The sequence below is a fragment of the Rhizobium sp. AN6A genome (genome assembly GCF_900215635.1).
In the GTDB taxonomy this organism is placed as follows: domain Bacteria; phylum Pseudomonadota; class Alphaproteobacteria; order Rhizobiales; family Rhizobiaceae; genus Agrobacterium; species Agrobacterium tumefaciens.
The window spans coordinates 1,053,198-1,076,118 of the sequence record NZ_OCNC01000004.1; the positions used below are offsets into that span (position 1 = coordinate 1,053,198).

At 57.1% G+C, this 22,921-nt stretch carries 24 protein-coding genes; 18 read left to right on the plus strand and 6 right to left on the minus strand.

The features are described 5' to 3' along the window. Positions 1 to 50 precede the first annotated feature (50 nt). The 3 genes from rho to hemE all read right to left on the minus strand — a co-directional run bounded on the left by rho (position 51) and on the right by hemE (position 3,078). The gene (gene rho, locus CRO62_RS17635; protein WP_013637014.1) at positions 51 to 1,316 is read right to left on the minus strand and encodes a transcription termination factor Rho; all 1,266 of its coding nucleotides are present in this window, start codon (positions 1,314 to 1,316) and stop codon (positions 51 to 53) included. 185 nt (positions 1,317 to 1,501) lie between these two features. After that, positions 1,502 to 2,047, minus strand: a complete 546-nt coding sequence (hemJ, locus tag CRO62_RS17640; RefSeq protein WP_097101036.1) for a protoporphyrinogen oxidase HemJ — start codon at positions 2,045 to 2,047, stop codon at positions 1,502 to 1,504. Further along, positions 2,044 to 3,078 (minus strand): uroporphyrinogen decarboxylase, encoded by a 1,035-nt coding sequence (gene hemE, locus CRO62_RS17645; protein ID WP_097101037.1) that lies wholly within the window; start codon positions 3,076 to 3,078, stop codon positions 2,044 to 2,046. Before hemE ends, hemJ begins: the two co-directional genes overlap by 4 nt. A 407-nt stretch (positions 3,079 to 3,485) precedes the next feature. Between hemE and CRO62_RS17650 the strand changes: the two genes are divergently transcribed. The 5 genes from CRO62_RS17650 to dnaQ are packed head-to-tail and all read left to right on the plus strand — an operon-like array spanning position 3,486 to position 7,093. Further along, positions 3,486 to 4,307 carry a pyruvate, water dikinase regulatory protein gene (locus tag CRO62_RS17650; protein WP_003516369.1) on the plus strand — a complete coding sequence of 274 codons (822 nt, stop codon included), beginning with the start codon at positions 3,486 to 3,488 and terminating at the stop codon, positions 4,305 to 4,307. 31 nt (positions 4,308 to 4,338) lie between these two features. Then, on the plus strand, positions 4,339 to 4,938 hold the full coding sequence (locus CRO62_RS17655; RefSeq protein WP_097101038.1) for a Maf-like protein: 600 nt from the start codon (positions 4,339 to 4,341) through the stop codon (positions 4,936 to 4,938). Then, the gene (locus tag CRO62_RS17660; RefSeq protein WP_097101039.1) at positions 4,931 to 5,791 is read left to right on the plus strand and encodes a shikimate dehydrogenase; all 861 of its coding nucleotides are present in this window, start codon (positions 4,931 to 4,933) and stop codon (positions 5,789 to 5,791) included. The genes CRO62_RS17655 and CRO62_RS17660 overlap by 8 nt, the downstream gene beginning before the upstream one ends. Further along, a complete protein-coding gene (gene coaE, locus CRO62_RS17665) occupies positions 5,791 to 6,399 on the plus strand; it encodes a dephospho-CoA kinase (RefSeq protein ID WP_097101040.1) in 609 nt (202 codons plus the stop codon). Before CRO62_RS17660 ends, coaE begins: the two co-directional genes overlap by 1 nt. Continuing rightward, positions 6,392 to 7,093, plus strand: a complete 702-nt coding sequence (gene dnaQ / locus CRO62_RS17670; protein ID WP_097101041.1) for a DNA polymerase III subunit epsilon — start codon at positions 6,392 to 6,394, stop codon at positions 7,091 to 7,093. Before coaE ends, dnaQ begins: the two co-directional genes overlap by 8 nt. 120 nt (positions 7,094 to 7,213) lie before the next feature. On the opposite strand, the gene secB is transcribed toward dnaQ, so the two are convergent. After that, positions 7,214 to 7,696 (minus strand): protein-export chaperone SecB, encoded by a 483-nt coding sequence (secB, locus tag CRO62_RS17675; RefSeq protein WP_003516359.1) that lies wholly within the window; start codon positions 7,694 to 7,696, stop codon positions 7,214 to 7,216. Between the two features lie 100 nt (positions 7,697 to 7,796). Then, positions 7,797 to 8,354: an FxsA family protein gene (locus tag CRO62_RS17680; RefSeq protein ID WP_097101042.1), complete on the minus strand. Its 558-nt coding sequence runs from the start codon at positions 8,352 to 8,354 to the stop codon at positions 7,797 to 7,799. 141 nt (positions 8,355 to 8,495) lie between these two features. Between CRO62_RS17680 and CRO62_RS17685 the strand changes: the two genes are divergently transcribed. The 5 genes from CRO62_RS17685 (at position 8,496) to gyrB (ending at position 13,822) form a co-directional block, all read left to right on the plus strand. Then, positions 8,496 to 9,194 carry a Tim44/TimA family putative adaptor protein gene (locus CRO62_RS17685; protein WP_003516349.1) on the plus strand — a complete coding sequence of 233 codons (699 nt, stop codon included), beginning with the start codon at positions 8,496 to 8,498 and terminating at the stop codon, positions 9,192 to 9,194. Further along, positions 9,191 to 10,303, plus strand: a complete 1,113-nt coding sequence (locus CRO62_RS17690; protein ID WP_097101043.1) for a murein transglycosylase A — start codon at positions 9,191 to 9,193, stop codon at positions 10,301 to 10,303. The genes CRO62_RS17685 and CRO62_RS17690 overlap by 4 nt, the downstream gene beginning before the upstream one ends. After that, positions 10,300 to 10,869: a Smr/MutS family protein gene (locus tag CRO62_RS17695; RefSeq protein WP_097101044.1), complete on the plus strand. Its 570-nt coding sequence runs from the start codon at positions 10,300 to 10,302 to the stop codon at positions 10,867 to 10,869. Before CRO62_RS17690 ends, CRO62_RS17695 begins: the two co-directional genes overlap by 4 nt. Beyond that, positions 10,866 to 11,231 carry a helix-turn-helix domain-containing protein gene (locus CRO62_RS17700; protein WP_097101045.1) on the plus strand — a complete coding sequence of 122 codons (366 nt, stop codon included), beginning with the start codon at positions 10,866 to 10,868 and terminating at the stop codon, positions 11,229 to 11,231. Before CRO62_RS17695 ends, CRO62_RS17700 begins: the two co-directional genes overlap by 4 nt. A gap of 155 nt (positions 11,232 to 11,386) precedes the next feature. Continuing rightward, positions 11,387 to 13,822 carry a DNA topoisomerase (ATP-hydrolyzing) subunit B gene (gene gyrB, locus CRO62_RS17705; protein WP_097101046.1) on the plus strand — a complete coding sequence of 812 codons (2,436 nt, stop codon included), beginning with the start codon at positions 11,387 to 11,389 and terminating at the stop codon, positions 13,820 to 13,822. A gap of 103 nt (positions 13,823 to 13,925) precedes the next feature. Here the strand turns inward: gyrB and CRO62_RS17710 are convergent, their stop codons facing one another. Beyond that, entirely contained in the window at positions 13,926 to 14,528 is a 603-nt protein-coding gene (locus CRO62_RS17710; RefSeq protein WP_097103101.1) for a nitroreductase family protein, read from the minus strand. A gap of 127 nt (positions 14,529 to 14,655) precedes the next feature. Here CRO62_RS17710 and CRO62_RS17715 point away from each other — a divergent pair, with 127 nt between their 5' ends. The 8 genes from CRO62_RS17715 (at position 14,656) to CRO62_RS17750 (ending at position 22,909) form a co-directional block, all read left to right on the plus strand. Beyond that, entirely contained in the window at positions 14,656 to 15,498 is an 843-nt protein-coding gene (locus CRO62_RS17715) for a fumarylacetoacetate hydrolase family protein (protein WP_097101047.1), read from the plus strand. 125 nt (positions 15,499 to 15,623) lie between these two features. After that, positions 15,624 to 16,856, plus strand: a complete 1,233-nt coding sequence (locus CRO62_RS17720; protein WP_097101048.1) for a polyhydroxyalkanoate depolymerase — start codon at positions 15,624 to 15,626, stop codon at positions 16,854 to 16,856. A 68-nt stretch (positions 16,857 to 16,924) separates the two neighbouring features. Further along, positions 16,925 to 17,692, plus strand: a complete 768-nt coding sequence (locus tag CRO62_RS17725; protein ID WP_097101049.1) for a M48 family metallopeptidase — start codon at positions 16,925 to 16,927, stop codon at positions 17,690 to 17,692. 102 nt (positions 17,693 to 17,794) lie between these two features. Continuing rightward, complete coding sequence (locus CRO62_RS17730; protein WP_097101050.1) at positions 17,795 to 18,457, plus strand: phosphoribosylanthranilate isomerase; 663 nt, start codon at positions 17,795 to 17,797, stop codon at positions 18,455 to 18,457. 1 nt (position 18,458) lies between these two features. Further along, positions 18,459 to 19,679: a tryptophan synthase subunit beta gene (trpB, locus tag CRO62_RS17735; protein ID WP_038489230.1), complete on the plus strand. Its 1,221-nt coding sequence runs from the start codon at positions 18,459 to 18,461 to the stop codon at positions 19,677 to 19,679. Positions 19,680 to 19,683: 4 nt separating this feature from the next. Next, a complete protein-coding gene (gene trpA / locus CRO62_RS17740) occupies positions 19,684 to 20,523 on the plus strand; it encodes a tryptophan synthase subunit alpha (protein ID WP_003516338.1) in 840 nt (279 codons plus the stop codon). Between the two features lie 27 nt (positions 20,524 to 20,550). Then, positions 20,551 to 21,444 (plus strand): acetyl-CoA carboxylase, carboxyltransferase subunit beta, encoded by an 894-nt coding sequence (accD, locus tag CRO62_RS17745; RefSeq protein ID WP_013635186.1) that lies wholly within the window; start codon positions 20,551 to 20,553, stop codon positions 21,442 to 21,444. Between the two features lie 85 nt (positions 21,445 to 21,529). Continuing rightward, on the plus strand, positions 21,530 to 22,909 hold the full coding sequence (locus tag CRO62_RS17750) for a bifunctional folylpolyglutamate synthase/dihydrofolate synthase (protein ID WP_179784562.1): 1,380 nt from the start codon (positions 21,530 to 21,532) through the stop codon (positions 22,907 to 22,909). Positions 22,910 to 22,921: the final 12 nt, after the last annotated feature.

Genomic DNA, 22,921 nt, shown 5'->3' on the forward strand with positions numbered 1-22,921 from the left:
GAACGGATGCGGCTTTAAAGCTTTGTCGATGGGTCCGGTAAAACTCCGGATCAGGTATTCATGGATTCGAAGAAATCCGAATTGGTCTTGGTCTGCTTCAACTTGTCGATCAGGAATTCGATGGCATCCATCGTTCCCATCGGCGCGAGAATGCGGCGAAGCACGAAAATCTTCTGGAGATCCTGACGCGGCACCAGCAAGTCTTCCTTACGTGTACCGGACTTGAGAATATCCAGCGCCGGGAAGATACGCTTGTCAGCGACCTTACGGTCAAGCACGATTTCCGAGTTACCCGTACCCTTGAATTCTTCGAAGATGACTTCGTCCATGCGGCTGCCGGTGTCGATCAGCGCGGTCGCGATAATCGTCAGCGAACCACCTTCTTCGATGTTACGCGCGGCACCGAAGAAACGCTTCGGCCGCTGCAGCGCATTGGCATCCACACCACCGGTCAGGACCTTGCCGGAAGACGGAACGACCGTGTTATAGGCTCGGCCGAGGCGGGTGATGGAATCGAGCAGGATAACGACGTCGCGGCCATGTTCGACAAGGCGCTTCGCCTTTTCGATGACCATTTCGGCCACCTGGACGTGGCGTACAGCGGGTTCGTCGAAGGTTGACGACACCACCTCACCCTTGACCGAGCGCTGCATGTCGGTGACTTCTTCCGGGCGTTCGTCGATCAGAAGAACGATCAGGTAACATTCCGGATGGTTAGCCGTGATGGAATGCGCGATGTTCTGCAAGAGAACAGTTTTACCGGTACGCGGCGGCGCCACGATCAATCCACGCTGGCCCTTGCCAAGTGGCGCTACCAGATCGATCACACGCGACGACAGATCCTTCGATGTCGGAAGCTCCAGCTCCATCTTGAACCGCTCATTCGGATAAAGCGGCGTCAGGTTATCGAAGTGAACCTTGTGACGGATCTTTTCAGGATCGTCAAAATTGATCGTGTTGACCTTGAGAAGCGCGAAATAACGTTCGCCTTCCTTGGGTCCACGGATCGGCCCCTCGACAGTATCGCCGGTCTTCAGAGAGAAACGGCGAATTTGCGAGGGCGAAATGTAGATATCGTCCGGACCCGGCAGATAATTTGCATTTGCGGACCGTAGAAAACCGAAACCGTCCTGCAGGACTTCAACGACGCCTTCGCCGATAATTTCGATGTCCTGGCTCGCGAGAACCTTGAGGATTGCGAACATAAGCTCCTGCTTGCGCATGGTGCTCGCATTTTCAACTTCCAGGGATTCAGCAAAAGTTAGCAAGTCGGTAGGCGATTTGCTCTTAAGTTCCTGAAGCTTCATTTCAGCCATGAAGGAAAGACCGTTTGATAATGTAATGTCGGGGGAGGGCGTGTTCGCGAATCAGATGCTGTGGGAGAAGCCGCAGATGACTGAATAATTCACATGCCACGAGATGAGTGGTCCGAAAATAGCGATTGAATAGGGCTACTGCAAGAGGAAAGCACGAATTCCGCGAAATTTATCGTTGCGACCTCTTAACCGAAGGGTTTCACAACCACAAGTATGACTATGAGGATCATCAGTACCGTCGGAACCTCGTTCATCAACCGCCAGTGACGGGCAGGCCTGATATTTTCATCCCGGGCGAACCGTTTGGCGCTGCGGGTGAAATAGACATGGGCGACGGTCAGAAGCACCACCAGCGCGATTTTCGCATGTAGCCAGCCGCCGGAAAAACCATAAACCGACCATGCGAGATAAAGCCCCAATATCCAGCTTATCATCATCGCCGGGTTCATGATGACCTTGATCAACCGCTGTTCCATCACCTTGAAGGTTTCGGATTGCTGCGAACCGCTGGGTGCATCGGTGTGGTAAATGAACAGCCGCGGCAGATAAAAAATCGCCGCCATCCAGGAAATCACCGCGATGATATGAAGCGCCTTGATCCAGAGATAGAGATCGGCCGGATCGGCGTAAAACAACAGAGCGACAAAAGCGGCAAAGACACCGAGCGCCATACCTGCGCGAAGGGCAGCCCTGTTTCCTGAGCGGGCGGAGGTCTGCTTCTCGCCGCTCATGCCCCGGCTCCGCCGGCACGCACCCGCTGCACCAGCCTTGCAACGTTTTCCGGATCGGCTTGCGGCGTGATGCCATGGCCGAGATTGAAGATCAGCGGGCCCTGTCCCAGAGCCTGCAGCACAGCGTCGATACCGTCCTCCAGAGCCTTGCCACCCGCCACCATCAGCATGGGGTCCAGGTTGCCCTGTACCGGGCCTTCCTTCTGCAAGTCCCTTGCAAAACCGAGTGGCACCGACCAGTCGAGCCCGATGGCGTCTGCGCCCGTTTTGCGGCGATAATCCTTCAAAAGATAACCGGCCCCCTTGGCAAAGGCGATGATCTTCGCGGAGGGGCGGCGAGCGCGCACCGAGGCGATGATACGGGCGACGGGTTTTACCGCATATTCCTCGAATTCCTTCTCGCCGAGCACCCCGGCCCAGGAATCGAAAATCTGCACCGCATCGGCGCCGGCATCAATCTGCGCCACAAGGTAATCGGCGGAAACCTCAGCCAGCAAGGCAAGAAGCTTTTCCATGGCTGCCGGCTCCCGATAACCGAACAACCGCGCCGGTGCCTGATCAGGCGTTCCGTGGCCGGCAATCATGTAGGTGGCAACCGTCCAGGGCGCACCGCAAAAACCAAGAAGCGTCGTCTCATCCGGCAAGGTCTGGCGCACACGTGAGACGGTTTCGAAAACGGGCGAAAGATGCGCAATGACATTGCTCGCATCCAGCCTGTCGATGCCATCCACATCGATCGGATCCATTGCCGGACCCTTTCCCTCGCTGAAGGAAACATTGCGATCAAGCCCATCCGGTATCACCAGAATATCGGAAAAGAGGATAGCGGCATCAAGACCGAACCGGCGAATGGGCTGAAGGGTCACTTCGGTTGCCAGTTCGGGATTATAACAGAGATCGAGGAAACTGCCGGCGTTCTTTCGCGTTTCCCTGTACTCCGGAAGGTAACGCCCTGCCTGCCGCATCAGCCATATGGGCGGAGGTGTGACCGTCTGCCCGTTCAACACCTTTAAAACCTTACGCTCGCTCATGCCACCCAACTTCTAAAAAATAAAATCTAAGAGATTTAAAAGATTTTCTATTTCTTAGAGTCGGTGAGTAGCAAGGATTAAAATCTTTCCAGTCGATATGCCGCAGTCGGGTGTGAGCGCCAAGACCTGGATACGGTATTTCGTCGCTTCATGGCGATAAATGGGATAACAGATATTTATATAATATTTTCAGTAATTTACGTTTTACCCTCTGAAGCCGTTGCCTGTGGATCATCTGTGGACAGATTTGAACAAGTTCAGAGTTTCCAGACAATTCACAGGCATGCCTGATAGCAAGGACGCCACTTGCGGATTGTGGAAAAAAACCACTTTATCCACGAGGCGGCTCGGCCCGCGGAACAATTCGGAAGTTTGTCCCGGTTTATCAACAGCGAGAGAAAAACAGCGTGGAGAACAAAAAAAGTTTCTTCCATTTGCACCTGATTTCGGACTCAACCGGAGAGACTCTCATGTCGGCCGGTCGTGCCGTCTCGGCGCAGTTCCACGCTTCGATGCCGGTGGAACATGTTTATCCGATGATCAGGAACCAGAAGCAGCTCGCCCAGGTGGTGGATCTGATCGACAAGGAACCGGGCATCGTTCTTTATACGATCGTGGATCAGCAGCTGGCCGAGTTCCTGGATTTGCGCTGTCACGCGATCGGGGTGCCCTGCGTCAACGTCCTCGAACCGATCATCGGCATTTTCCAGACCTATCTCGGCGCACCTTCGAGACGGCGGGTCGGGGCGCAGCACGCGCTGAACGCGGATTATTTCGCGCGGATCGAAGCGCTCAATTTTGCGATGGACCATGATGACGGGCAAATGCCGGAAAGCTATGACGAAGCCGATATCGTCATCATCGGGATCAGTCGAACGTCGAAAACACCGACAAGTATCTATCTCGCCAATAGAGGCATAAAGACCGCCAATATACCGGTCGTTCCAAACGTGCCGTTGCCGGAAAGCCTCTATGCCGCCACCCGTCCTTTGATCGTCGGTCTTGTCGCGACATCGGACCGCATATCGCAGGTGCGTGAAAACCGGGAACTCGGCACGACCGGTGGATTTGACAGCGGGCGCTACACGGATCGCGCCACCATCATGGAAGAGCTGAAATATGCGCGTGCGCTCTGTGCCCGTAACAATTGGCCGCTGATCGATGTCACACGCCGCTCCATAGAGGAAACGGCCGCGGCAATCCTTGCCCTTCGTCCGAGGACACGATAATCCGGATTGCACCATTCGGAGCAGACAGTCGATGAAACAAGAGTTGATCCTCGCCTCGTCCAGCGCATCCCGTCAGATGTTGATGCGCAATGCGGGGCTGACATTTTCGGCGATCCCGGCGGATATTGACGAGCGCGCGCTCGACGAGCAGCTGGAAAAAAATGGCGCAAAGCCGGAAGAGGTTGCGCTGGAACTGGCCAAGGCCAAGGCGCTCGCGGTAAGTGCCCTGCATCCGCAAGCGATCGTTCTTGGATGCGACCAGACGATGGCGCTCGGTGCCCGTGTATACCACAAGCCAAAAACCATGGCCGAAGCCGAAGCGCATCTGCTCTCGTTGTCCGGCAAGGTTCATCGACTGAACAGTGCAGCCGTTCTTGCCCGCGGCGGTGATGTCGTATGGCAGACGATTTCCAGTGCCGAGCTTTCGGTGCGAAATTTGAGCGCCGAATTCGTCTCCCGCCACCTGCAACGCGTGGGTGAGAAGGCCTTGAGCAGTGTCGGTGCCTATCAGCTCGAGGGCGAAGGAATCCAGCTATTTACTTCGATAGAGGGGGATTATTTCACCATTCTCGGCCTTCCGCTTCTGCCTCTCTTAATGAAACTGCGCGACATGGATGTCATCGATGGCTGATTCACGTGAAACATTAACTATAAATGCCTTCGTTGTCGGTTATCCGATCAAGCACTCCCGGTCGCCGATCATCCATTCCTACTGGCTAAAGAAATTCGGGATACCCGGCTCCTATAAGGCCATTGAGGTTGCCCCCGATGACTTCCCCGATTTCATCACGGCACTAAAGGAACAGGGACCTGGTTCAGCGGTGGGTGGCAATGTCACAATTCCGCACAAGGAAGTGGCCTACAAGTTGGCGGATAGTCCCGACGAACTGGCGGAGGAACTGGGTGCAGCCAATACCGTCTGGATGGAAGAGGGCAGGCTACACGCGACCAACACGGATGGCTATGGCTTCGTTTCCAATCTCGATGAACGCCATCCCGGCTGGGAGAAAACCGACCGGGCGGTGGTGTTCGGAGCCGGCGGTGCAAGCAGGGCCGTCGTTCAGTCGCTGCGGGACCGCGGCATTGCCGAAATCCATGTCCTGAACCGCACGGTCGAACGCGCCCGTGAAATGGCCGACCGTTTCGGTGCACGGGTTTTTTCTCATCCTCAGGGCGCGCTTCATGAAGTCATGCAGGACGCCGGGTTGTTTGTGAACACGACATCGCTTGGTATGGACGGAACGGAAGCGCCAGAGATTGATTTTTCGCCACTCGCCGCAAGTGCAGTTGTAACCGATATCGTCTATGTGCCGTTGAGAACCCCCATCCTTCGGATGGCACAGACGCAGGGTATTGCGACGGTCGATGGGCTTGGCATGCTCCTTCATCAGGCAAAACCGGGCTTTAAAAAATGGTTCGGCGAAACGCCGGTAGTTGATGACACTCTCCGTTCCCTCATCATCGAGGATATGGAGAAACATTGATGATCGTCATCGGTCTCACCGGCTCGATCGGAATGGGAAAAACGACCACGGCGAAATTGTTTGCCGCGGAAGGGATACCTGTTCTCGATTCTGATGCGGTTGTGCACGACCTCTATTCTGCAGAAGCCGTGCCGATGATCGAAGCCGCCTTTCCGGGCACGACCATTTCCGGCACGGTCGACCGTCTTGAACTGGGTAACATCCTCAGGGAGAATCCGGCTAATTTTAGCAAGCTGGAAGCAATCGTCCATCCGCTTGTTCGTGGAAGACAGGAAGCTTTTCTCCGTAAGGCGAGAGAGGAAAATCAAAATTTCGCGGTTCTCGATATCCCGCTGCTGTTTGAAACCGGCGCGGAAACAAGGGTCGATAAAATAGTCGTCGTTAGTTGCGCGCCGGAAATACAGCGCCAGCGGGTTTTGTCCCGTCCCGGCATGACGGAAGAGAAATTCGAAATGATATTGGCCCGGCAGATGCCCGATGCCGAAAAGCGCCGGCGTGCCGATTTTATCATCGATAGCGGAAATGGTGTCGAAGCGGCACGGGATCAGGTAAGAGAGATTCTGCAGAGACTAAGTGCCGGTTCGGGCAACGGAGAGAAAAATGCGTGAGATCATTTTCGATACGGAAACCACAGGCCTTGAATCGAAACTGGACCGCGTGATCGAAATCGGCGGAATCGAGCTCAACAACCATTTTCCGACCGGCCGCACATTGCATATTTATATCAACCCGGAAGATCGCAAGGTTCACCCGGACGCGCTTGCGGTGCATGGCATTACCGACGACTTCCTGAAAGACAAGCCGAAATTCGCCGATGTCGTCGACGAGATCCGCGAGTTTTTTGAAGGTGCCCGCTGGGTGGCGCATAATGCGACATTCGACATGGGTTTCATTAATGCGGAATTTGCCCGCCTCGGCATTGCGCCGGTCTCATCTGAATTGGTGACGGATACGCTTTCGCTTGCACGCCGCAAGCACCCTATGGGTCCGAATTCCCTGGATGCACTTTGCCGGCGTTACGGGATCGACAACTCCCACCGCACCAAGCACGGCGCGCTTCTCGACTCCGAACTGCTCGCCGAAGTCTACATAGAAATGATTGGTGGGCGCCAGACAGCGCTCGGTTTCGGTTCCGGCTCCAAACAGCAAGCGGTTACTATCGAGGATGATGATGTCCCGCATGAGCCGCTGCAAAGGCCGCATCCTCTGCCATCAAGACTGGATGCGGAGACCATCGCGGCCCACGGCAAGCTCGTTCTCGGCATGGGCGACAAGGCGATCTGGAACCGTTACCAGAATTAAGTGCGCCTGGCGCTTAGATGCGCCGTTGAAAAATGACGAGAACCGTCAAATAAAAAACCCGGGCGATGAACCCGGGTTTTGTTTTGTCTGAACTCTAAAAAGAGCGGCGTCGCGTGCCATTCAGTTCGGTACGGCCTGAACCTTGGCTCTGGCCTGTTCCTCGGCAACGCGCTGCGAAAACATCTGCGCGAAATCGATCGGATCGATCATCAGCGGCGGGAAGCCACCATTGCGGGTGACATCGGCGATGATCTGGCGTGCGAAGGGGAACAGCAGGCGCGGGCACTCGATGAACAGCACCGGCAGCATATGTTCCTGCGGGAAACCGGCAATGCGGAACACGCCGCCATAAACCAGCTCGGCTGCAAACAGAACCTTGTCGCCATCCTTGGCTTCGGCATTCAGCGTCAGCACAACGTCGAAATCCGAACCCGAAATCGGGTTTGCGTTGACATTGACATTGATGTTGATCGACGGCGCATTGTCACGAGCCTGAAGCGAACGAGGAGCACCCGGATTTTCGAAAGAAAGATCCTTGATGTACTGGGTAAGAATATTGAGGGAAGGACTAACTGCGCCCTGTGCACCATTTTCAGCGGTCATTACGTTTCCTCGCGGCGTGATTTCGTGGAAGGCGGTCTATCATTTCGACTTAAGCCTTACAACCCTCGTGCTCTCGCCTCTCTAACCCTTCGCCGTGCCTTCAGGGTTTGGGCAGGTTGCGATCATCCGGCTTGTGGGACCAGGGAGAATCCTTCGGCCCTTCGCGGTGAAACTCCTCTTCGTCGAGGTCCACGACCTTGGAGCTACCCTTATTTCCCTGACCATTGCTGAACCCGGAAAAGTCACCGGTTTGCGGGCCAGTCTGGCCGCCGGGTTGACCCGACTGGCGAAAAGAACCGGCCACGACGACACGGGGTCCGAGGATCTTCCAGAAAAAACGTCTTACCGTTTTCGACAGAAGCAGGAGACCGAGGATATCGGTGATGAAACCCGGGATGAACAGCAGGATGCCCGCCACGACGCGCATGGCGCCATTGACCAGCTCATCGGCAGGCTGGGCGCCGGTGCGCCCTGCGGCCTGAAGATTTCTCACCATGCCGATGCCGCCGAGCCGCAGGATCAGCAACCCCAGAAACGACGTGAACAGGACGAGCGCCAATGTCAGCCACAGACCGATTGTCTTGCCGACGATGATGAAACCGGCAATTTCCAGGATTGGCATCATCAGGATGACGATGGGGAGAAAGGAAAAACGCATCTTCTAGCCTTGCGTGTGCATCTCTGGCAGATTGCCGGTTCCCGAGAACACCGATGATTGAATCTGCACATTTGAATGATGATAAGATGCAGACTATATGATGTTCAGGTTTTTGAATTTAAATGGCGGTTTTGGTAAAAGATGGGCTTTAGCGACTTTATCACATTGTTTTTTCTCGTTGCAGCGGTGCTGATCTTTCTTCAGCTGCGCAGCGTTCTTGGTCGCCGAACCGGCAATGAGAAGCCGCCATTCGACCCTTACACCCCGCGCGATGTCGCGAAAGGCCCCGTCACGGACGATAACAAGGTCGTGACCCTGCCCAAACGCTCTGAGGCGGAGGACGAAAACCGCTTTGCCGAGGCGGATGCTCTGGCACCCGTCGATACGGCCTTGAATACATCCCTGCGCGAGCTGATGACCAAGGACCCGACCTTCCGCCCCAAGGAATTCCTGAACGGCGCCCGCATGGCCTATGAGATGATCGTCATGGGTTTTGCCGATGGTGACCGCAAGACGTTGAAGAACCTTCTGTCGAAGGAAGTTTTCGACGGGTTCGAGGCGGCCATTTCCGAGCGGGAAAGTCGCGGCGAGGTGGTTAAGTCCACTTTCGTGGGAATAGAGAAGGCCGATATCACCCAGGCCGGTATCCGCGATTCCGAAGAGCAGATCACGCTCAGAATAGTCAGCCAGCTGATTTCGGCCACCTATGACAAGGATGGCAAGCTGGTGGACGGCGATCCCGATGCGGTTGCGGAAGTGGACGACATCTGGACCTTCTCGCGTGATGTCCGCTCGCGCGATCCCAACTGGAAGCTGATCGCCACTGAATCCGAGCAATGAATACGCCCTTTTCATTCGAAGAAGTTTCTTTCGGTGATCTGCCGGGATGGCAGGAGGACGATCCGCGTAAGCTGTTTCCGGCGATGCGGACGATCCTGTCACATCTTCGGAATTCAAAACCCTACAGGACCGGCGCGCTGGGTCTCACCGCCGGCGAACTGGCCTCGCTTCTGGAACTGGCGGATGAGGAACAAGCGGATAGTCCGCAGCAGGCCCGCCGGTTTTTCGAGACGAATTGTGTACCTTTCAAAATTTCCCCACCCGGCGGAAAACGCGGTTTTGTAACTGCCTTTTATGAACCGGAGCTTGAGGTATCGTCCGTCCGCGACGATGTCTGGAAGTATCCGGTCTACCGCCGCCCACTGGAGCTGGTGGATATCGACGACGGAAATCGCCCGAGCGGTTTTGATCCGTCCTATGCTTTTGGCAGAGAGGGCGAGGACGGCATTTCCTATTTTCCTGATCGCCGCGCGATCGACGAAGGATATCTGCAGGGCAGGGGGCTTGAGATTGCCTGGGCGAGATCGAAGGTCGATCTGTTTTTCGTCCATGTTCAGGGTGCTGCCCGTCTTCTGTTTCCTGATGGAGAGGTAAAACGCATCACCTATGCCGCTAAGGCCGGGCATCCGTTCTCGCCGATCGGCCGGCTGCTTCTGGATCGTGGGGAACTGGATCCGAAAACGATCTCGATGCAGACAATTCGCAAATGGCTCGCCGACAATCCGGATGAGGTGGATGGGGTGCTATGGCATAATCGCTCCTATATTTTTTTCCGGGAGGCTGATGTTGCCGGCCTGGATATGGGACCGATCGCCGCCGCCAAGGTGCCGCTGGTCGCCGGGCGGGCGCTTGCGGTGGACAGGCTCATCCACACCTTCGGTTTTCCCTTCTTCATCCATGCGCCGTCATTGACTCACCTGGATAATGGCAAGCCCTTCGCGCGGTTGATGCTGGCGCTCGATACCGGTTCGGCCATCGTTGGCCCGGCACGCGGCGACATTTTCACGGGCTCGGGTTTCGAAGCCGGGGAACTTGCAGGCACGGTGCGCAACGACGCGGATTTCTATATGCTGCTGCCGCATGTTGCTGCGAAAAGGTATCGGCGATGAAGGGCAGTCGAAAGCTCGGCAAGGAAGAACGCATTCTGTGGGGTAAGGTCGCAAGAACAGCCCGACCCATCTCCGGCAGGCTGGAGGATTTGCTGGCTTTCGACGATATCGAAGAAACCGCGGCGGAACCTGTCGTCCCGCAAACGGCAAACGCCGTCTTTCCAAGGATGCTCGCGGAGCCGGTGGACGTTTCGCCCTTTACGCCGGACAAGAAGCCAAAAATTCATCAACCGATGGAAAAGCCGGTTAAGCGCAAGTTGACGCGCGGGCGGTTGCCGCTGGAAGGCCGTATCGATCTGCATGGCATGTTTCAGAGCGAAGCTCATGCGGTTCTGCTCGATTTTCTCTTGCGGGCGCACGAACGGGGCCTTCGGCACGTGCTCGTCATCACCGGCAAGGGTCGCTCCATAGGCAGCGATGGTGCGCTGAAAAGGGCCGTGCCCATGTGGTTCGCCAAACCGGAATATCGTTATTTGATTTCATCCTATGAGGACGCATCCGCCAATCACGGCGGCGATGGCGCTCTCTATGTCCGGTTGGCGCGCCGCAAGGGTGAAAAATCATGACGCCCTTTGCAGAAGCCGTGCGGTTGCTTCGTGAGCGCAAGGGCGTGACACAGAGGGAGATGGCAGCGGCAATCGGCGTTTCCCCCGCTTATCTCTCGGCACTGGAGCACGGCAAACGCGGCAAACCGAGCTTCGATCTCCTCCAGCGCATCGCCGGATATTTCAACATCATCTGGGATGAGGCGGAGGAATTGTTCTTTCTCGCCGGCTCTTCCGACCCCAAGGTGGCGATCGACACGGTCGGTCTGCCGCCGCAATATACGGCTTTTGCCAATCGGCTGGCGCGGGATATTCGCAAGCTGCCGCTGAGTGTGATAGAGGAACTGTCAGCGGTGCTACAAAAAAGCCGTTCTTGCGATTGAAACCCCTCTATCCCCTGCTTTATGCAGCGTTCTGAGGCATGTGGCCTTTGGGATTGAGTGTAGAATTTCTATAGTCGTATGTCGGATTTGAGTGATTCGCGGGCTTCAGGCCTTCTCACTGAAAACTTGGCCAGGAAATTTTGGAAAGAGTACTTATGACCGAAACATCGTCAAGCGAAGTCGGCGCCAACACTGAATACGGAGCCGATTCGATCAAGGTCCTCAAGGGTCTTGATGCTGTGCGCAAACGGCCCGGCATGTATATCGGCGATACCGATGACGGCTCCGGTCTGCATCACATGGTCTACGAGGTGGTCGACAACGCCATCGACGAGGCACTCGCTGGTCATGCCGATCTGGTGACGGTGACGCTGAACGCCGACGGTTCGGTGACGGTAACGGACAACGGACGCGGCATTCCGACTGATATCCATTCTTCCGAAGGCGTTTCCGCCGCGGAAGTCATCATGACCCAGCTTCATGCGGGCGGAAAATTCGACCAGAACTCCTACAAGGTTTCCGGCGGTCTGCATGGCGTGGGCGTTTCGGTCGTAAATGCGCTCTCGGTTTGGCTGAAGCTCAGAATCCGCCGCAATGGCAAGCTGCATGAAATTGGCTTCACCCATGGGGTTGCCGATGCTCCGCTCTCGGTCATTGGCGAATATGAAGGCCGCTCCGGCACGGAAGTCACCTTCCTGGCGAGCCCCGACACCTTCACCATGACGGATTATGATTTTGGTACGCTGGAGCATCGCCTGCGCGAACTGGCGTTTTTGAATTCCGGTGTTCGTATCGTGCTCACCGACAAGCGTCATTCTGATATCAAGCAGGAAGAGTTGCTCTACGATGGCGGTCTTGAAGCCTTCGTGCGTTATCTCGACCGGGCCAAGAAACCGCTGGTGGACAAGCCGGTCGCCATTCATGGCGAAAAGGACGGCATCACGGTTGAGGTCGCGCTCTGGTGGAACGACAGCTACCACGAAAATGTGCTCTGCTTCACCAACAACATTCCCCAGCGCGACGGCGGCACCCATATGGCCGGCTTCCGCGCGGCGCTCACGCGTCAGATGACATCCTATGCCGAGACTTCCGGCATCATGAAAAGGGAAAAGGTCAGCCTGCAGGGTGAGGACTGCCGCGAAGGACTGACGGCAATTCTTTCCGTCAAGGTTCCCGACCCCAAGTTTTCTTCGCAGACGAAGGACAAGCTCGTTTCGTCCGAAGTGCGCCCTGTCGTGGAAAGTCTCGTCAATGAGGCCCTGTCCACCTGGCTCGAGGAACATCCGTCCGACGCCAAGATCCTTGTCGGCAAGGTGGTGGAAGCGGCCATTGCCCGTGAAGCTGCCCGCAAGGCGCGAGAACTGACGCGCCGCAAGGGTGCGCTCGATATCGCCTCTCTGCCCGGCAAGCTTGCCGATTGTTCCGAACGCGATCCGGCGAAATCCGAACTCTTCCTCGTCGAGGGTGACTCCGCAGGCGGTTCGGCCAAGCAGGGCCGCTCGCGCGAAACGCAGGCCATCCTGCCACTACGCGGTAAGATCCTGAACGTTGAGCGCGCCCGTTTCGACAAGATGCTGTCCAGCCAGGAAATCGGCACGCTGATCACCGCGCTCGGCACCTCGATCGGCAAGGACGAATTCAACGCAGACAAGCTGCGCTACCACAAGATCATCATCATGACGGATGCTGACGTCGACGGCGCCCACATTCGCACCCTGCTGTTGACCTTCTTCTTCCGTCAGATGCCGGAACTGATCGAGCGTGGCCATCTCTATATCGCCCAGCCGCCGCTTTATAAGGTGACGCGCGGCAAATCCGTGCAGTACCTCAAGGATGAGAAGGCGCTGGAAGAATATCTGATCTCGATGGGCATCGAGGATACGTCGCTGACACTCGGCTCCGGCGAAGTACGCATCGGCGCTGACCTTCGTGAGGTCATTCTCGATGCGGTGCGCATGCGCACGCTGATCGACGGTCTGCATTCCCGCTACAGCCGCTCCATCGTGGAACAGGCCGCCATTGCCGGCGCCCTGAATCCAGAGCTTTCAACCGATGCTGCCCGTGCCCAGGAAACCGTTGCCGAAGTGGCCCGGCGTCTGGACATGATCGCGGAAGAAACCGAACGCGGCTGGTCCGGCACGGTGCTGGAAGATGGCGGCTTGCGCTTCGAGCGCATGGTACGCGGTGTCAAGGAAATCTCGACGCTCGATATGGGCCTGATCGGTTCGGCCGATGCCCGTCATATCGATCAGCTCGCGGCCCGCACGCGCGATATTTACGTCACTCCGCCGGTTCTGCAACGCAAGGACGGCACTATGGAACTGGCCGGACCGCGTGCGCTTCTGGATGCTATTTTTGCCGCTGGCCGCAAGGGTCTTTCCATGCAGCGTTACAAGGGTCTCGGTGAAATGAACGCCGAGCAGCTGTGGGAAACCACACTCGACGCCAATGTCCGTTCGCTGCTGCAGGTCAAGGTCAACGATGCGACGGATGCCGACGGTCTGTTCTCGCGCCTGATGGGCGATGAGGTGGAACCGCGCCGCGACTTCATTCAGGAAAATGCGCTCAGCGTTGCCAACCTCGACATTTAATCATGTGGAACGTCTCGCGTGACGATTCACGTGAAACGAAACTTTAACGAAAGGCCCGGCGGTCAATCTCCGCGGGGCCTTTTGTCATCTGTTTTGTCGGATATCAATCGGCCTTGCCCGTGAACCGCCCCTTGAAAGCCACCTCCGAAAGGGGGAGGCGATTGCTGGGCACTTCCCGTTCTGCCAGATCGTCAGGGAGAACAGCCTTGTCGGTCAATGTGCCGATGGCAACTGCGGCCTCCACCTTATATCCATCCGGAACATCAAGCTTTTCCACGATCTGGTCTTTAAATATGCCGGCCATGCCATGGGCGTGGTAACCGAGCAGATGCGCCTGCATGGCGAGTGAAAACCATGCCGCACCGGCATCGAAGGAATGGGTCGCTGAAGGTTTTTTCTCACCCTCTCGTGAAATATTGTGGTCGCGGGAAAGGACGAAGAGCAGCACCGAGGCATTTTTTGCCCAGCGCTGGTTTCCTTCCATCAGCAGTTCCACGAAGAGCGGCCAATCCTCGCTATCCTTGTGCGCGTAGACAAACCGCCACGGTTGCTGATTGGATGCCGATGGCGCCCAATGCGCAGCATCTAGAATGGTCAGCAGATGCTCGTTCGGCATCGCATCGCCATCGAATGCGCGCGGAGACCAGCGATCGAGGAAGAGTGGGTCGACTGGATATTCGGATTGCCGGGAATTGCTGTTCGTCACGGGCGTGTCCTTTTGATTGTCGGGAGGGAAAAGGTATTTTTCGAAAGTCGCAGCAGTCAAGGGGTGACAAGTATGAATGTATCGTTCATATATGCATCACCTTGTCTGACAACTGGGAGAGAGTTCCATGAAATTGATGCGCGTTGGCCAGCCTGGCCAGGAAAAACCTGCGATCCTCGACGCGGAAGGAAAAGTCCGCGATCTGTCCGCTCATGTTAAAGACATCGGCGGTGAAGCCATTTCTCCGGAAGGTCTGAAGAAGATTGCCGCCATCGACCTCGGCACTCTTCCCGTGATCTCCGAAGAGCGCATCGGCGCTTGCGTTGCCGGAACCGGAAAATTCATTTGCATCGGCCTCAATTTCTCCGACCACGCCGCTGAAACCGGTGCGACGGTACCGCCGGAACCGGTCATTTTCATGAAGGCGACCTCGGCGATCGTCGGTCCGAACGACGATGTTGTCATTCCGCGCGGTTCTGAGAAGACCGACTGGGAAGTCGAACTCGGCGTCGTCATCGGCAAGACCGCGAAATATGTATCTGAGGCAGACGCTCTCGACTACGTCGCCGGTTATTGCGTTTCGCACGATGTTTCTGAGCGCGCGTTCCAGACGGAGCGTGCCGGACAGTGGACCAAGGGTAAATCCTGCGACACCTTCGGTCCGATCGGCCCCTGGCTGGTCACGAAGGACGAAATCACCGATCCGCAGAACCTCGGAATGTGGCTGAAGGTCAACGGCCAGACGATGCAGGACGGCTCCAGCAAGACCATGGTTTACGGCGTCGCGCATGTAGTTTCCTATCTCAGCCAGTTCATGTCTCTGCATCCGGGCGACGTCATTTCCACCGGTACGCCTCCGGGCGTCGGCATGGGCCAGAAGCCCCCGCGTTACCTCAAGACCGGCGATGTCGTTGAACTCGGCATTGAAGGCCTCGGTTCCCAGAAACAGAACTTCGTCGCCGACATCTGATTGTCGACAAACGTTCAACTGAAATTGAGGCGCCGGAGGGAAACCACCGGCGCCTTCGATTTTGTGCAGTTGCGAAAAGCTGCTATGGTCAAAAAAAGAGCTTGATCCGCGAGGAGGCGTAATCAGTGTTCTACCACCTCTATGAAATGAACCATGCGGCGATGGCGCCACTGCGCGCCGGTGCCGATATGATGCGCCAGGCCTGCAGCAATCCTTTAAACCCGCTTTCCAGCACCGCCTTCGGGCGAAGCCTCGATGCAGGCTTTGAGGTATTCGAGCGCCTCACGCGCCGTTACATCAAGCCGGAGTTTGGTCTGGCGACTACCACCGTCGATGACCGGACCGTTGCCGTCACTGAAGAGATCATCTGGTCGCGTCCCTTCTGCAATCTCGTTCATTTCAAAAAAGAACTCGATACGGCCCGCAAACCAGATCCGAAGGTGCTGCTGGTGGCGCCAATGTCAGGCCACTACGCCACATTGCTGCGGGGAACGGTCGACGCGCTGCTGCCATCGGCGGATATCTATATCACCGATTGGATCGATGCCCGCATGGTGCCAGTCACCGAAGGGACATTCGATCTCGACGATTACATCAGCTACGTCATCGATATGCTGCGCGAGATCGGGCCCGGCGCCCATGTGGTCGCCGTTTGTCAGCCCTCGGTTCCGGTTCTGGCCGCAGTGTCCCTGATGGAAGCCGATGGTGATGGTTTCGCGCCTGCATCCATGACGCTGATGGGCGGTCCGATCGATACGCGCATCAATCCCACAGCCGTCAACGGTCTGGCCACGGCCAAGCCAATCGAATGGTTCCGCGACAATGTGGTCATGCAGGTACCGTGGCCGCAGCCGGCTTTTGGTCGGAATGTCTATCCCGGCTTTCTGCAATTATCCGGCTTCATGTCCATGAACCTCGATAAGCACATGACGGCGCACAAGGATTTCTACCTGAACCTCGTCAAGAACGACGGCGATTCCGCTGAGAAGCATCGCGATTTTTACGATGAATATCTGGCCGTGATGGATTTGACGGCGGAGTTCTACCTGCAGACAGTGGAAACCGTCTTCATCGAACACGCGCTTCCCAGGGGAAACATGCAGCATCGGGGCAGGGCGGTCGATCCCGCTGCCGTTCGTAACGTTGCGCTGTTCACCGTGGAAGGCGAAAACGACGATATTTCCGGTGTGGGCCAGACCAAAGCCGCGCACGATCTTTGCCGGAACATCCCCGATGAAAAGCGTGCGCACTACATGCAGCCCGACGTCGGTCACTACGGCGTTTTCAACGGGTCGCGTTTCCGCAAGGAAATCGTGCCGCGCATGGTGGAATTCTTCCGCAAGAACCAGACTGTCTAGCGCTGGAAGACAGGCGATGCCGCGCATTTGCGTGGCCAAGCCGGTGTCGAATCGGCTATGAACAGTCCATGTTTTCGTTCCTCAGAAAATCCGTGAAATCGCCGGCGCCGAAAAAGGTAGCGCCCAGCCAGCGCACCGTCGAGGTGGCTGGCCGTCATGTGCCCATTACGGTGAAGGAAAATCCGCGCGCCACGCGCATCACCTTGCGCATCGAGCCCGGCGGTCGGGCCCTGAAGCTGACGATCCCGATGGGGCTTCACCATGGCCAGGTGGATGATTTTCTCGAAAGGCATCAGGGCTGGCTTGAAGGCAAGCTTTCGAAAATCAGCCCAGATGACGGTTTGCGTCATGGTGCGTCGGTTGATATTCGCGGCGTATCCCATCGTATCCATCACACCGGCAGCCTGCGTGGCCTGACTCATATCTCCAGAGACGAGGACGGCACGGCGGTATTGAAAGTCAGCGGAGCGCCCGAGCACCTGCGCAGACGGGTGGCCACCTTTCTGAAAAAGGAAGCGAAGGCTGATCTGGAGAGGCTGGTTGCGGTTCATGCGAGCGCTGCCGGAAAGCCCGTGCGATCCATCAGCATGAAAGACACCCGCAGCCGCTGGGGTTCGTGTTCCCATGATGGAAATCTGAGTTTCTCGTGGCGTATCGTCATGGCGCCGGAGAAGGTCATCGATTATCTCGCAGCCCACGAAGTTGCGCATCTGCGGGAAATGAACCACGGCCCGAAATTCTGGGCCCTGTGCGAAAAACTCTGCCCGCATACGCAGGAAGCCAAGGAATGGCTGAAACGTCACGGCTCTAAACTCCACGCCATCGATTTTGATTGAAAGTGGAGGCGTGGATCGCCATCTGGATTCACGTGAAACATTCCATGGAAAACGGGTGCGATTTGGCTCGACTCTTGTCGCATTTCGTGTCAGGTCGCGGGTATGAAACCGGATATCAAGATTTGCGGATTGAAGACACCGGAAGCGCTGGAGCGTGCCGTCAGGCGCGGCGCCTCCCATGTCGGCTTTATTTTCTTTGAAAAAAGCCCTCGCAACATCGAGCCCGATATCGCCGGCAGGCTGGCGGAAGCTGCCCGTGGCGCCGCCAAGGTGGTCGCCGTTACCGTCAACGCCGACAATGATGATCTGGACGAGATCGTTGATCTGCTGAGACCGGATATTCTGCAGTTGCACGGCAGTGAAACGCCGGAGAGGGTGCTGAACATCAAAGCAATCTACGGCCTTCCGGTGATGAAAGCGCTTTCCGTTCGCGACGCCGCTGATCTTGCCAAGATTGATCCCTATATAGGCATAGCCGACCGTTTCCTGCTGGATGCCAAGGCGCCTGCGGGTTCCGATTTGCCGGGCGGCAACGGAGTATCCTTCGACTGGACCATCCTGCGCTCTCTTGACGGAAGTATCGATTACATGCTTTCCGGGGGATTGAACAAGGACAATGTCGCGGAGGCTCTGGCCGAAACCGGAGCTGGCGGATTGGATTTGTCGTCTGGTGTCGAGAGCGCGCCGGGCGTCAAGGATCTTGCGATGATTGATGCATTCTTCGATGTGGTGAATGATTGGTCGAAAGGCCCAAAGGGAGCTTGAAGTGAACGACGCGCCAACACCCAATTCTTTCCGCGCCGGTCCCGATGAGGACGGCCGTTTTGGCATTTACGGAGGCCGCTTCGTTGCCGAAACGCTGATGCCGCTCATTCTGGATTTGCAGGCGGAGTGGGACAAGGCAAAGACCGATCCCGAATTTCAGGCAGAACTCAAATATCTCGGCGCGCATTACACTGGCCGCCCGAGCCCGCTTTATTTCGCGGAACGCCTGACGGCCGAACTGGGCGGCGCCAAGATCTATTTCAAGCGCGAAGAGCTGAACCACACCGGCTCGCACAAGATCAACAATTGCCTTGGCCAAATCCTGCTTGCCAAGCGCATGGGCAAGACCCGTATCATTGCCGAAACCGGTGCCGGCCAGCACGGCGTTGCCTCGGCGACCGTGGCCGCACGCTTCGGCCTGCCTTGCGTCGTTTATATGGGCGCGACGGATGTTGCCCGTCAGGCGCCGAATGTTTTCCGCATGAAGCTTCTGGGCGCTGAGGTAAAGCCGGTAACGGCTGGCCACGGCACTCTGAAAGATGCCATGAACGAGGCGCTGCGCGACTGGGTCACCAATGTCGACGACACCTATTACCTGATCGGCACAGCTGCCGGCCCGCATCCCTATCCGGAAATGGTTCGCGATTTCCAGGCCGTCATCGGTGAGGAAGCAAAGGCACAGATGCTGGAGGCGGAGGGCCGTCTGCCGGATATGGTCATTGCGGCTGTTGGCGGTGGCTCGAATGCCATCGGCATCTTCCATCCTTTCCTTGATGACAAGAGTGTCCGTATCGTCGGCGTCGAGGCTGGCGGCAGGGGTCTTTCGGGTGAGGAGCATTGCGCTTCGATCACGGCCGGTTCGCCGGGCGTTCTGCACGGAAACCGCACCTACCTGCTTCAGGACGCGGATGGCCAGATCAAGGAAGGCCATTCCATCTCCGCAGGTCTCGATTATCCCGGCATCGGCCCTGAGCATTCCTGGCTGAACGATATCGGCCGCGTGGAATATGTGCCTATCATGGACCATGAGGCGCTGGACGCCTTCCAGATGCTGACCCGCCTCGAAGGCATTATTCCCGCTCTGGAGCCAAGCCACGCGCTGGCGGAAGTCATCAAGCGCGCACCAAAGATGGGCAAGGATGAGATCATCCTGATGAATCTTTCGGGTCGTGGGGACAAGGATGTCCACACCGTCAGCAAGTTCCTCGGAATGGAAATGTAAGACCATGACTGCACGTATGGACAAGCGCTTCGCGGATCTGCGCGCTGAAAACCGCCCGGCTCTGATTACCTATTTCATGGGCGGCGACCCGGATTTTGAAACCTCGCTCGGCATCATGAAGGCCCTGCCGGAAGCAGGCGCCGACGTTATCGAGCTCGGCATGCCGTTTTCCGACCCGATGGCGGATGGCCCGGCGATCCAGCTGGCAGGACAGCGCGCGCTGAAAGGCGGCCAGACGCTGAAAACCACGCTCGATCTCGCCCGCGAGTTCCGCAAGGAAGACGACGCGACCCCGATCGTGATGATGGGATATTACAATCCGATCTACATCTACGGCGTCGACAAATTTCTGGACGATGCGTTGGCGGCTGGTGTCGATGGTCTGATCGTGGTTGATCTGCCGCCTGAAATGGATGATGAGCTCTGCGTGCCCGCCTTGGCGCGCGGCGTGAATTTCATCCGTCTCGCCACGCCGACGACGGATGGCAAGCGCCTGCCGACCGTTCTTAAAAATACCTCAGGTTTCGTTTATTACGTATCGATGAACGGTATTACCGGTTCCGCACTGCCCGATCCCTCGTTGATCTCTGGCGCGGTCGGTCGTATCAAGGCGCATACTGAACTGCCGGTTTGCGTCGGTTTTGGTGTCAAGACGGCCGATCATGCTAAAGCGATCGGTGCCGTGGCGGATGGCGTGGTGGTCGGTTCGGCCATCGTCAACCAGATTGCCGGCAGTCTGACGAAGGACGGGCAGGCAACCGCCGATACCGTGCCATCCGTCACGACGCTGGTAAAAGGACTTTCAACGGGCGTGCGTGCGTCGCGCCTTGCCGCTGCGGAATAAGCGCGCGGCCCAGTCAGGAGTAGTCAGTTGAACTGGATCACCAATTACGTACGGCCCCGGATCAATTCCATGCTTGGCCGCCGCCCGGAGGTTCCTGAGAACCTGTGGATCAAGTGCCCGGAAACGGGCGAGATGGTCTTCCACAAGGATCTGGAAGATAACAAGTGGGTCATTCCGGCTTCCGGTTACCACATGAAGATGCCGGCAAAGGCGCGTCTCGTCGATCTTTTCGATGGTGGCGTCTATGAGGCCTTGCCGCAGCCGAAGGTAGCGCAGGATCCGCTGAAGTTCCGCGATTCCAAGAAATACACCGACCGTCTGCGCGACAGCCGCACGAAGACCGAGCAGGAAGATACGATCCTTGCCGGCGTTGGCCTCCTGAAAGGCCTGAAGATCGTTGCCGTCGTGCATGAATTCCAGTTCATGGGCGGTTCTCTCGGCATCGCGGCCGGCGAAGCCATCGTCAAGGCGTTCGAGCGCGCCATTTCCGAGCGTTGCCCGCTGGTCATGTTCCCGGCCTCCGGTGGGGCCCGCATGCAGGAAGGCATTCTGTCGCTGATGCAGCTGCCGCGCACCACGGTTGCTGTCAACATGCTGAAAGAAGCAGGCATGCCCTACATCGTGGTTCTGACGAACCCGACGACGGGTGGTGTCACGGCCTCCTATGCCATGCTGGGTGACGTGCACATCGCCGAGCCGGGCGCCGAGATTTGCTTTGCGGGCAAGCGTGTGATCGAGCAGACCATTCGCGAAAAGCTCCCGGAAGGCTTCCAGACATCCGAATACCTGCTGGAGCACGGCATGGTGGACATGGTGATCGATCGCCGCGAGATTCCCGATACGCTGGCAAGCCTTCTCAAGATCATGACGAAGGCTCCGGCAGAAGCAAACGCGGTCATTCCGCTTGCGGCTTCGGCCTGACGGAAAAATATGTCGCCCGGAGGCGGGAAGCGCCTTCGGGATGACGTTATACGTTGCATGATTTCATCTCGGGTGCGGCGGACAAATGGCCAAGACAACGCCTGAAAGGCGAACAGAAGATATGACGAAGCCCGCAATCGGCGAGGCCGAAAAGATCATCGAAGAGCTGATGCAGCTTCACCCCAAGGGTTTTGATCTTTCACTGGACAGAATTTCCCGTCTTCTGGAAAAACTAGGCAGCCCTCAGAAAAGGTTGCCGCCGGTTATTCATGTCGCAGGCACCAACGGCAAGGGTTCGGTTACGGCCTTTTGCCGCGCATTACTGGAGGCGGCAGGACTTTCCGTGCACGTTCACACCTCTCCGCATCTCGTGAACTGGCATGAACGTTATCGCATCGGCGTTTCCGGCGAAAAAGGCCGTTATGTCGATGATGCCGTCTTTGCGGATGCGCTGCGCCGCATCGAAGCTGCCAACGGTGGCCAGATGATAACGGTTTTCGAAATTCTGACCGCCGCGATGTTTCTGCTCTTCGCGGAGCATCCGGCAGATGCTGCCGTGGTCGAGGTAGGTCTTGGCGGACGTTTCGATGCGACCAACGTGATCAACCATCCGGCCGTTTCCGTTATCATGCCGATATCGCTCGATCATCAGGCCTATCTCGGCGACCGGGTGGAACTGATTGCCGCCGAAAAGGCCGGCATCATGAAGTCAGGTTCCCCCGTCGTCATTGGTCATCAGCAGTATGATGCGGCGCTGGATACCCTCGTTTCCACGGCTGAGCGTCTTGGTTGCCCGGCATCAGTCTATGGGCAGGATTTTTCCGCCCATGAAGAATTCGGCCGTATGGTCTACCAGGATGAATTCGGCCTGACCGATGCGCCGCTGCCGCGTCTTCCCGGTCGCCACCAGCTTGCCAATGCCGCTGCCGCGATCCGGGCCATCAAGGCTGCCGGTTTTGAGGTGACGGAGCGGATGATCGAAAAGGCCATGACAACAGTGGAATGGCCCGGCCGTCTTCAGCGTGTCCTAACCGGAAAAATCGCTGAAATCGCTCCGAAGGATGCGGAAATCTGGATCGATGGTGGTCACAACCCCGGCGCGGGCGAAGTCATTGCCGAGGCAATGGCGGGGTTTGAAGAAAAGACACCGCGCCCGCTGTTCATCATTGCCGGCATGATCAACACCAAGGATCCGGTCGGCTATTTCAAGGCTTTTGCGGATATCGCGGAGTATGTCTTCACGGTTCCAATCGGCGGTACTGATGCCGCAATCGATCCCGTCGTGCTTGCCCATGCGGCCTTTGATGCCGGTCTGGTTGCGGCACCTACATCTTCGCTGACCGAGGCACTGGACGAGCTATCGCGTCGCTTCGATCCCGAAGGGCCGCCGCCGCGCATCCTGATCGGCGGCTCGCTTTATCTTGCCGGAAACGCGCTTGCATTGAACGGTACGGTTCCCGAATAAGAAAAGCCCGGC